This window comes from Pseudarthrobacter naphthalenicus (genome assembly GCF_029076445.1).
Lineage (GTDB): Bacteria > Actinomycetota > Actinomycetes > Actinomycetales > Micrococcaceae > Arthrobacter > Arthrobacter naphthalenicus.
In genome coordinates this window covers 1-10,326 of record NZ_JARESG010000045.1, presented here as the reverse complement: position 1 = coordinate 10,326, position 10,326 = coordinate 1, and the positions used below count along the sequence as shown (strand labels likewise).

Sequence of the window (10,326 nt, the reverse complement as noted above, 5' to 3'; positions counted from 1 at the left end):
CTCCACGGCGAACTTGGGCCGAACCGCGTCCTGGAGCTTGTCCAGCAGCGACGTCCCGGCCTGCTCCGTCAGCCGTTTCAGCGGTGATCTCATGGCGCTGTCTCCTGGGTCCAGACCCCGGCGCGGATCAATTCCGTGGCCCGAGTGTGTCTGAGCACATGCGGGGTGAACTTTATGCCGGTGAGGGCCCGCAGCCGGGCGACGAGCTTGGCCACCGCGTCATAGCGCAACGGCCGCCCGACGGGGGCACTGAAGAGGTTGACGAAGACATAGTCGCTGTCCAGATCCCCGTACTCGCTGTGCATGTAATCGCTGTATAACCTCACCAGCGGCGCCGAGACCGGCACGGTGGCGACCATGCGGGTCTTGGCCCGGGCCCCGTTGACGTTGTCGTCGCGAGGCACGATCTTCAGCTCTCGGCGTCGGGAGATGAAGTCGCTGTGCCGCAGCCCGAGAGCCTGCCCGATACGCATGCCGGTTTCGGCCAGCAGAGCGAAGAGGAACCGGTCCCGCAGATGGCCACACGCTGCGAGCAGGACGGTGACTTCCTCCACGCTCAGCGTCACCGGCAACCGCCGCGGCACTTTGAGCTTAACGGGCCTCGTCGGGATCGGCCGACCCTTGGTCACGTGGTGCAGGAAGGGCTTGAATGAACCCCGCGGAACCCTCCGCCAAGCCACCAGCGACTGTGCCAAAACGACGCCGTTACGGGCGTGGAAGTCGTAGAAACCGAATACCGCGGCCAGATGCCGGTTGACCGTCGCCTCCGAGCGGCGGGCCGCGGAAGCATCGATCACGATCACGTTTGCGGCAGGGGCCCGCAACCACGTCACGAATCCCGAAACGTCCTCGACCGCCGCGTCCGCCCAATCTGCCCTGCGCAAGTGCAGGAACTCCAGCCACAACGCCAGGCTCTGGGCGTAGGCCCGCACCGTGTTCGGTGACCGCTCGATCCCGGCCAGGTAGGCCAGGTAGCGCTCCGCCGGGCCGATCGCAGCCAAGTCGCCATCTACGACAGTCCAGGACTCCCTCGCCGTTACCGGCATGACCACACGCTGAGCCTTCATACCGACCCCGACCCCTACGTCGTCGTAGGCCCGACCGAAACTTCGTCGAGTTACCCAAGGTCTACGCCATTACTGTGCGAGGTGGGGGACGTGAGCGACACACTCCAGATAACGTGTCGCCCACGAGGACCGAACGCTCCGTCGACGACGTCAAAGACACGCTGAAACCGGCTCCAGATAATGTTTGCCTCGACCTTCGCTGTGGTTGCACCGGTAACGATGAGGACTTCGATCTCATTCCACCACCGGCAGACCGTGCGGTAGAGCCGCCGGGCCTCGGGCAGGCCGGCAAGAATCACCAGCCGCTCCAGCTCCGTTTTCGGTGCGGCGGCCTCGGTGATCGAGCCGGTGCGCAGCAGAACCCTGAGCTGTTCATTCACCCGCCAGGCGGCTTCAAGCCGGCCTGTCGGGTCATCGACGGCGAACACGACCTCAAGCCGGTTCCGCGCCCGATCGGAGAGCTCTCTTCGCCCTTCATGGTGTCGGGGACTGGCTCAAGGCCAGGCCGTTGCACTGGCGGCTTGGGATCCAGGTCGTGGCCATCGACCCGTCTGCGGCGTTCCGGAAAGCCTTGAGGCCGAACTCATCGAGCCGGCAGACCGTGGTCCGGTCAGGAGCATCGAAGGTAGCGTGAGACACGTCGAGGTCTTTCGGATGGCGAGCGTAGGAACTTCCATCATCGGAAGACCTCAGCCCCTATCCAGACAACGACGCGCTCCCCCAAGTCAAACCGCGACTATACCCTCAACTGCGAAGAGATTCCCTAACGCTTGTCAACGCTTTTTTAGCTCTGGACGGCAGGCAGGGTGAGTGCACCGTCACCAGGTGTTCTGCCATGACGGGAGTGCCGTCGTCCCGTCGTTGGGCCGTTGACTGGGGGCATCTCCGGGCTGGTGGGTGGTGGGCGGAGAATGGCCAGTCGCCTCTTGGGCCGAGCCGGCGAAGCGGTAGTGGTGATTGCCGATATTTACCGTGTCAGGCGTGCCCGTTTCGCTTCGGTCGTGTGGGACCGGGACTGGGTGCGCTGTTTGGGCGTGACGGTGTAATGGGAGGCGATGAGTTCTTTCGCCGCTCGTTTGGTGACCGGTTGCCCCTCGAGGTCGCGCAGCTCATACATTTGCCCGGTGGTGAGGGTTTTCCAGGTCCTTTCGGCCAGTTTCCTGGCGACAGCGATAGTGGCCTGGGTGTGGCAGTGGCCGTGCTCGGTCATGAGCCGGTGATAGAACGCAGCCAGCTGCGGGTCCATCGTCCGGGCGACGCTGCCCGCCTGATAGAACGCAAGGCGCAAGGGCGCAGGTCCTTCCTTGCTGATGGCCCGGCGGGACTGGTTCATCGTCCCGGAGGACCAGTTCTAGGGGGTGATGCCGACATAGTTCGCTGCTTTCTTGGCGCTGTCGAACCCGGATCCGTCGCCGAAGTAGGCGCGGATGCAGGGACCGGTTGCCGGGCCCACTCCGGGCAGGGAAAGGATCAGCGGGTCATCGCCGTAGAGGTGCTCCCACCATTGGCGTGCATGCGAAGTGAAGCGATCCACCCTGGCCCGGGATTCCTGCAGGTCAGAGAAGTGTTCGGTGACATCGACGGCCAGCGCGTCCAGGTCCAGGTGACCGTCCCAGAAGTCTGCCCATCCCCGGGCTGCGGTCTTGATCGCGGTGGCGCGGGCAGGTGTGTCCGCGACGTCGCGGGTGTGCTCGGCAACCACGGCCGTCAGGGTCGCCGAGCGCGCCGATGCCAGGGAACGGAGGTGGGGCCAGCGGCCCAGCACGGCGAGGGCTGTTGATTCGGATCCGGCGAACGCGGTCCACACATCGGGAAAGGCCCACCGTGCCAGCGACAGCAGCCGCCGCCAGTAGCGGTTGTCGTCAATCACGGCGCCGGCGCGGCGGACCACGGCCCGCCGCAGCGCCAGCTGTCCCGTTGATGCCAGGACCAAGGGCGGCGGATCGAAGATCTCCCCGGCATGGGTGAGGACTTCGGAGTCAATGACGTCGGATTTGTTCTTGCCCATTGTCGCTCCGCGCAGCCGCGAGGAGTGTCGGGCGCCGATCATTTCCATCTGGCCGCCAGCCCGTTCGACCGCGAGGGCCAGCGCCAGCCAAGTCATCGACGTTGGTTCCACAACCGCCGTTAGCGGCGCCGGAACTGCGGCCAGCCGCGCCGAGAGCCTCTCCAGCCCGGCCAGTGTCGGGTCGACCGTGAAACGGCTCAGATGTTCTGTTCCGTCGTCGAAAAACTCCCGCACCGCGATATGGTGCCGTGCCGTGATGGCCGCGTCGATACCTGCCACTGCCCGCACGAGTCCGGCGGGTTTATCCTGATTTTGCATGATGGTTCTCCTCCTCGCATCGAATACGTGCGATGGGAAAACCCGTCGTTGCCGGTCCACCAGCCGAGTCACCAGGCCGGGCTTCCCACCCGTGGGGAGAACTGTCATGCGCTAACCCGAGCGCCTGCGGCGACCTCCCTCACACGCCCGCAACTGCTGAGGAAGCGTCGGATATGGTTCCCGCGCTTGTAAGTCATCCGGTGCCCGCCCGGACGAAAACCCCGGTGCTGCGCACCGTTTTCCTCCGGCCACCAATTCCCTCAATCGGGTCTGCTTGGAAGACAGGCCGGGGGCGACGATCTCTTTCACGGGCCATGACGCCCAGCCGAAAACCGGAACCACCCCGGCCCCTCCCAAGGCCACCGTAAACGACGACCACCCAACCTCAACAGGGGGTACTTAAGAGTGAGCTGCCGTGGAGATCTCGGACAGTGGGCCCTCTTAAAATGAGGGTCTACCGTCCGAGATCTCCACGGCAGCTCATACAGCTACGGGCAACCTGAAACGGCGACGCCCGTCATTCCTAGACCAGCGGTAACCTTCAGCCGAACACTTCGTCCTGCGGTACCCAACCCGCGCATATGAGTCTGACCGCGCAGTCGCTAACGACACGCTGGCCACAAACCAACGACCCTTCCCGGGGGCACAAAGAGGAAGCGGTCCCAGGCAGCCCAGCCCGCTTCCTCACGCTCTTGACAAACTAGAACTACATATCAGGTGTACTGCCCTGAGAGGTTGGTGACGCGGCTCGCTCGTGGAAGTCCTTGAGTGAGGTGTGGCCTCGGCGCTGATTGCAGTGGTGGAGCCAGGCTGAGAACGCGGCGACGCGTTCGGCTTCTGACCGGTAGACGGTGGCGTAGGCTCACTCCTTCGAGCATGGTGCGGTTGAAACGCTTGACCTTACCGTTGGTCTGCGGCGGGTAGGGCCGGGTGCGTTTGTGCTTGATTAAGTTTAAGGTATGCCCCACAATCGATCATCTATATAATATATAGTAGGTATAAGGTAGCCGGAGGAGCACCTACGGGCGCAGCTCCTTATATATAACTCAAGGAGACAAGATGCCCGAGAAACTCAATCACTGGATCAACGGCGTGGGGACTGAACCGTCGAGTGGAGAGTGGATGCAGTCGATCAATCCGGCAACGGGTGAGCTATCAGTGTCCGTCGCGAGGGGAACAAAAGCTGATGTCGATTCGGCTGTCTCCGTGGCCTCAGCGGCGGCATCAGATTGGCGTTGGTTCAAGGCAGCCCATCGTGGACGATTGCTTTATCGCCTCGCCCAGTCCATTCGGGACAACGCAGAGCACCTGGCAACCTTGGAGACAGAGGATTCGGGGAAGCCACTGTCGCTCTCTCTGGCAGAGGTGGAAGGTTCAGCTGCTTACTTTGAGTTCTACGCAGGTTTGGTCAACATTCCGCTGGGTGACACACTCGACGTCGACCCACGTCAGCATGTTTATACGAAGCGCGAACCTTATGGCGTGGTTGGAGTCATCACCCCTTGGAACCTTCCGCTCAATCAGTCGGCGAGATCGGTAGCCCCAGCGTTGGCTGCGGGGAACGTGGTCGTTGCCAAGCCGGCGGAGGCGGCCTCGCAGACAACCGTGATGTTGGCTGAGCTTGCCACTCAGGTCGGAATACCCAACGGTGTTTTCAACGTGGTGCTGGGTAAAGGCCGCGAAGTTGGGGAAGAAATTGTACGCCATCCCGACGTGCGCAAGGTGGCTTTCACCGGTTCAGTCGCTGTCGGTAAGTCCATCGGGCATATAGCCGCTGAGCGGATTATCCCCCTCACGCTTGAGCTGGGAGGCAAGTCCGCGAATATCGTGTTCGAGGACGCTGACTTGGAGTTTGCAGCGCGAGAAGCTGTCCGAGCCTTCACTACGAATGCTGGGCAGATCTGTTCGTCAGGGACTCGGCTGCTAGTGCAACGGAGCGTTTATGAGGAGTTCGTCGCTAAAGTGGCCGAGCTTTCGGGCCGCTTGCGACCCAGCGAAGATTACGGCCCAATGATCACCGAAGACCAGTATCAGCAGGTCCAGCGTTACTTCGAGGTTGCAGCGAAGGAGAACCTTGTAGCTGTCACTGGTGGCTCGGTTGTTGGGTCTGCCGGCCGTGAGGGCGGATTCTACGTGAACCCAACGGTGTACGTCGATGTGAACAATTCGACCAAGATTGCCCGAGAAGAGATATTCGGGCCAGTCGTGGCTGCCATCCCATTCGATACTGAGGAGGAAGCCTTACGGATCGCGAATGACTCGGAATTCGGCCTGGTTGGGGCAGTATGGTCACGGGACATATCCCGCGCCTTGCGTGTCGCGGACAGGATCGAAGCTGGACAGATCTTCGTTAACACCTGGTCCACCGGGGCCGTGGAAACCCCGTTCGGAGGGCACAAGCACAGCGGATACGGGCGTGAGAAGGGGATTGAGGCGTTGAACCACTATTCGCACCTTAAGTGCGTCATCGTTGCGTTGGAACAGGCATGATTCCCACGAGGACGGTTTCTTGATGGCGTCAACTTGTTTTGGCCCCGGCAGGACGGCGGGAACTGGCCCCAGATGAGAGGGCTGGGGAATGCCAGTGGTCCTATTTGATTATGCGTGGCTGGGGATGTTGCGTGGGGATCAGACGGGGGAGGGTTTTGACGTAGGTGACCATGCCGATGAGTTCGACGAGCGTTTGGGTGACGACTACCAGTGCTACCAGGGCTAGACGCTATGTAGTGACCCATTTAGTTGGTCGCGGTTGATTCCTTACGACCCCGTCCCTCGATGGGCCGAGTCTTGCCGTCCGCTGGTCGGTGTCAACGTCGTTCATGCTCGCTACGCTGCGCGTGCTCCACGTTGACACTCTCCGGCCGCGGGCGGCATGGGGCCGGTGATCGAGGGGGGTCGTAGGGGTTGCGGGCCGGGGCCTCACTCACAAAACTCGTGGGTTACCGGACAAGTAGTCCCTTGCCCGGCCTATCCGACAGTTGTGGGAGGCCCCGGTATGAATGAGCGCACGAGTATTGGTCTGGACGTGCACGCGCGGTCAGTGGTCGCAGCGGCGATTGATGGTGACACCGGTGAAGTGTTCAGGCAGCGCCTGATCCCGGATCACGGCGAGATCGAGTCCTGGGTCAGGAGCCTGCCCGGCCCGTGGCGGGCGACATACGAGGCAGGCCCGACAGGTTTCGGTCTGGCCCGGCATCTGAACGGAGCGGGGATCGAAACGTTGGTCGCGGCGCCATCGAAGCTGCAGCGCCCGGTCGGGGACCGAGTGAAGACCGACGCCAAAGACGCGTTGCATTTGGCCAGGCTGCTCAAGCTCGGCGAGATCGTGCAAGGTCACGATCCCCTCGGTGAGCCAGGAGACCAGCCGCGATCTGGTCCGGGCTCGTGAAGATGCACGTAGTGATCTCATGAGCGTCCGGCACCGATTGTCCAAGTTGCTGCTGCGCCAGGGAATCGTCTACTCCGGCGGCAAGGCGTGGACCAGCACCCACGATCTGTGGTTGCGCCGGCAGCACTTTGACCAGTCAGCGCTGCAACACGCCTTCAATGCTGCCTACGACGCCGCGATCGCGGCCATGGCCGCTGACAGCGAGTTCACAGCCGTGGTTGACCGTCTGGGGTGCCTGCGAGGCATCTCAACGTTGACCGGGTTCGGGCTCGCGGTCGAGATTGGTGACTGGCATCGGCTCGACGGGCGTCGGATCGGCGCCTACCTCGGCATGGTGCCCACCGAGCACTCCTCAGGCGCCAGCCGCAACCTGGGCGGGATTACCAAAACCGGCAATACCCACGCCCGTCGATTATTGATCGAGGCCGCATGGCACCACCGCCACCCCTACCGGTCCTCCAGCCCGACCATGCGAGCCCGGTGGGACAAAGCACCCGCCGCAGCCAGACGTAGAGGGGATGAAGGGAACCGGCGCCTGAACGCCCGCTGGGTCGCATTCGACGCACGAAACAAACGCTCCGTGGTCGCGAACGCCGCCATCGCACGTGAACTCGCCAGCTGGTGCTGGTCCCTGGCCGTGATGGAATGAACCCAGAGCCCACCTAAACTTTCGGCCGCTCGGAGGCGGAGCAACCCCACAAGGGGCCACGCTCGATCTCTAAACCCACGGAACAGTCCAGCCGAACACACCGTCATGCGGTAACCAACCCGCGCATATCAGAGTGACAACGCGTCGAACAGACACGCGGTCACCGCCCACCGACCAACCGGAACCCGAAGCGGTGTCCACGAAGCCATCATGGACACCGCTTCACCTTGCCCCCTGGCCAAATGCAACTCCATATATCCGTGCGTGTCTGCTAAATATCCGGCTTGCCGTGTTTCAAGCTGGATGAATGGTTCGTTCGAATGTGATTTCAGATGAGTTGTGGACGGTCATCGAGCCGGTCCTGCGGACTGCGCCGGGTCGACGGGGGCGGCCGTGGGCTGGAGGGCATCTGCTGGCGGTTCCGCACCGGTTCGCCGTGGCGGGACCGGCCGGCCGATTTCGGTGCCTGGCAATCGGTCTGGGAACGGCACCGACGCTGGTCGGCCGACGGATCCTACGAGCGGATGTTCGCCGCCGTGAAGGAATCCATTAGCGCAAATGACATCGAACTGGAGTCGCTGCTCTCGGTCGATTCCAACAGTCCCATCGGGGGCTCATCGCAGTTGAGGGTGTAGTCGCGGTCTGAAGCCGCCTGACTCCAGGAGCGCTCTGGCGATGTAGTTGGTGATATTCCGGAACCCGAGGGCTGAGCCGCGGAGGTATTCAAGGCGCCCATTGATTGCCACCGTGGGACGCTGCTTCAGTGTCCGGCCGAGTCGACGGATCTCGACCAGGACGGCAGGGACACCGGTAGTGACCGAAGCGATGACGGCTTGCATGAGGACCTTGCCCTGCTTCTTGTCGTGGTGCCGGTAGGCGGCGACGATCCGCTGATAGATTCCCCAAGTCGCTTCGACCTGGGCATGCTTCTCGGCCGTGAACAGCGCTTCCAGGCGAACTTGCTGCTTCTCGGTAATCAGGTCAGCACCGGTGTGCAGGGCCGGCGGGCACGGTAGAGCGGGTCACCGGCTCGGCCCCGATGACCGAGCGTGGCCTGCTGGATGCGTTGCCGACACCTGTCCAACCCGTCCCCTGCGAGGCGAACGACATGAAAGGGATCCATGACCGGAACAGCGTCGGGGAGTTCCTCGGCGGTGACGGTCTTGAACCCGGTGAATCCGTCCATCGCAGCCACCTCCACCCCGTTCCGGCACTGTTCCGGGCGTCCGGCGAGCCACTGCTTGCACACCGCCTTGGATCGGCCTCGACCATTTCCAACAACCTCGCCGGGCCCGTCTTTTTACGGACTGGGGTGAGATCAATGATCACGGTGACGTACTTGTCCCCACGCCGGGTATGCCGCCAGACATGCTCGTCAACCCCGATCGCGCTCGCCCCTTGAAACAGGGCCGGGTCATCGATCAGCCGACGCTTGCCCTCCCCTATGACAGCGCTGTTCGCCGTACGCCAGGACACACCGAGCCCTGCAGCGAGCGGTGCCCGAATGGCTCGTGCGCCAACCGTCGAGTAACAGTGTCTCGCGGTACTCCTTCCGCTCCGCATCGCCGACACCACGAACCGGCATGAATAACGCGACATTTCAGAACCGCCCGGTCAGCAGCAACGTACTGTCCCACGGCCTTGAGGCCGAGCTCATCGAGCCGGCAGAACGTGGTCAGGTCAGGGGCATCGAAGGTAGCGTGAGACACGTCGAGGTCTTTCGGATGGCGAGCATAGGAACTTCCATCATCGGAAGACCTCGGCCCCTATCCAGACACCGACGCGCCCACCCAAGTCAGACCGCGACTACACCCCTCAACTGCGAAGAGCCACATTGACACAGAAGCCATGGGCACCGCATACCAGTAAGAAGACTCACCATGCCTCGCGAAATAATCGCTGAGGCCGTAATTTTTCTGGCTGCACCGTTAGACGAAGCGGTGCCGTAAGGCGGGTCTTGCGCCGACCGCAGAATACAGCCGTTCGATCCATATAGAATACAGCTAGCCCCAATCAACGACATATACTGGCAGGCACGGCAAAACAGCGGAAAGGCGAACTCAAATGTCCCCTAGAGGACGTCTCCAACTCAGCGACGAGGCTGCTGTATACGTGCGTAGCATGATCATGGCGGGGGAGATACAGCCGGGAGAACATATACGTCCGGAATCGGTCGCCGACGCCCTACAAATTTCAACTACACCTGCGCGTGAGGCATTACAGGCCTTGAAGGTCGAAGGGTTCTTGGAGCTGGTGCCGCGGAAGGGATTTATTGTCGCGGAGTTGAATGGCGAAGATATTCGAGACCTATTCACCGTCCAGGCGCTCATAGCAGGCGAATTGGCTGCTCGTGCCTGCTCGGGAGCCACCGACGCAGCCCTCAATGAACTTGTGGCTCTTCATCATGAGATGCTCGCAGCTTTTCGGCGAGATGACACCGAAGCACTCGAGGAAAAAAATCATTACTTTCACAAGCAAGTGAACAGGATGTCAGGCTCGAGGAAAATCGTATGGGCGCTAGGTCTGATGACCCGGTACGTACCCCGTCGTTTTTACTCGAACATTGAGGGTTGGCCTGAAGCCACCATTCATGACCACTCTGACTTGGTAGATGCCCTTACTGCTCGTGACAGAAACGCCGCCAGGAAAGCTATGGCAGGTCACATTGGGCATTCTGGAGAATTACTCGCCGCTCACTTCGATGAACGGCAAGGACACCGGCCCCTGCCTCCTCGCGTTATTGGTTGAAAGTCCCTTCAAGACGAAGGGCAACGGTGGACGACACGTCTACATCCCACTGGAGAAGCGGGTCACGTTTTCGCAAGCCCGGGATCTTGTAGAGGCCTTGGGTAACCGTCACCGGAGCCTGGATAAGTCCCCTCACCAGAACCTTTTG

At 61.9% G+C, this 10,326-nt stretch carries 5 protein-coding genes and 5 pseudogenes; 4 read left to right on the top strand and 6 right to left on the bottom strand.

The genetic code is table 11. The features are described from left to right. Positions 1–89 precede the first annotated feature (89 nt). From PY310_RS20835 to PY310_RS20810, 5 genes and pseudogenes are all read right to left on the bottom strand, one after another. Positions 90–1,067 (bottom strand): tyrosine-type recombinase/integrase, encoded by a 978-nt coding sequence (locus PY310_RS20835; protein WP_275216527.1) that lies wholly within the window; start codon positions 1,065–1,067, stop codon positions 90–92. Between the two features lie 50 nt (positions 1,068–1,117). Continuing rightward, a pseudogene (locus tag PY310_RS20830) lies at positions 1,118–1,522 on the bottom strand (transposase); the annotation flags it as partial. A 19-nt stretch (positions 1,523–1,541) separates the two neighbouring features. Then, positions 1,542–1,706: a hypothetical protein gene (locus PY310_RS20825; protein WP_275216525.1), complete on the bottom strand. Its 165-nt coding sequence runs from the start codon at positions 1,704–1,706 to the stop codon at positions 1,542–1,544. Between the two features lie 328 nt (positions 1,707–2,034). Continuing rightward, positions 2,035–3,393 (bottom strand): annotated as a pseudogene (locus tag PY310_RS20815) (IS110 family RNA-guided transposase). Between the two features lie 713 nt (positions 3,394–4,106). After that, a pseudogene (locus PY310_RS20810) lies at positions 4,107–4,340 on the bottom strand (integrase core domain-containing protein); the annotation flags it as partial. Positions 4,341–4,452: 112 nt separating this feature from the next. Here PY310_RS20810 and PY310_RS20805 point away from each other — a divergent pair. From PY310_RS20805 to PY310_RS20790, 3 genes and pseudogenes are all read left to right on the top strand, one after another. After that, positions 4,453–5,883, top strand: a complete 1,431-nt coding sequence (locus tag PY310_RS20805; protein ID WP_275216519.1) for an aldehyde dehydrogenase family protein — start codon at positions 4,453–4,455, stop codon at positions 5,881–5,883. Between the two features lie 505 nt (positions 5,884–6,388). Continuing rightward, positions 6,389–7,430 (top strand): annotated as a pseudogene (locus PY310_RS21780) (IS110 family RNA-guided transposase). Positions 7,431–7,762: 332 nt separating this feature from the next. After that, positions 7,763–8,065 (top strand): transposase, encoded by a 303-nt coding sequence (locus PY310_RS20790; protein WP_275216514.1) that lies wholly within the window; start codon positions 7,763–7,765, stop codon positions 8,063–8,065. On the opposite strand, the pseudogene PY310_RS20785 reads toward PY310_RS20790, so the two are convergent. Then, positions 8,045–9,139, bottom strand: a pseudogene (locus PY310_RS20785) (ISL3 family transposase). The gene PY310_RS20790 and the pseudogene PY310_RS20785 overlap by 21 nt on opposite strands. A 355-nt stretch (positions 9,140–9,494) precedes the next feature. Here PY310_RS20785 and PY310_RS20780 point away from each other — a divergent pair. After that, complete coding sequence (locus tag PY310_RS20780; protein WP_275216513.1) at positions 9,495–10,178, top strand: GntR family transcriptional regulator; 684 nt, start codon at positions 9,495–9,497, stop codon at positions 10,176–10,178. Positions 10,179–10,326 lie beyond the last annotated feature (148 nt).

What these genes read in the sequence shown, in the direction of transcription:
- PY310_RS20835 (WP_275216527.1), bottom strand. Translation starts at nt 1,067, where the DNA reads ATGAAGGCTCAGCGTGTGGTCATGCCGGTAACGGCGAGGGAGTCCTGG.
- PY310_RS20805 (WP_275216519.1), top strand. Translation starts at nt 4,453, where the DNA reads ATGCCCGAGAAACTCAATCACTGGATCAACGGCGTGGGGACTGAACCG.
- PY310_RS20790 (WP_275216514.1), top strand. Translation starts at nt 7,763, where the DNA reads ATGAGTTGTGGACGGTCATCGAGCCGGTCCTGCGGACTGCGCCGGGTC.
- PY310_RS20780 (WP_275216513.1), top strand. Translation starts at nt 9,495, where the DNA reads ATGTCCCCTAGAGGACGTCTCCAACTCAGCGACGAGGCTGCTGTATAC.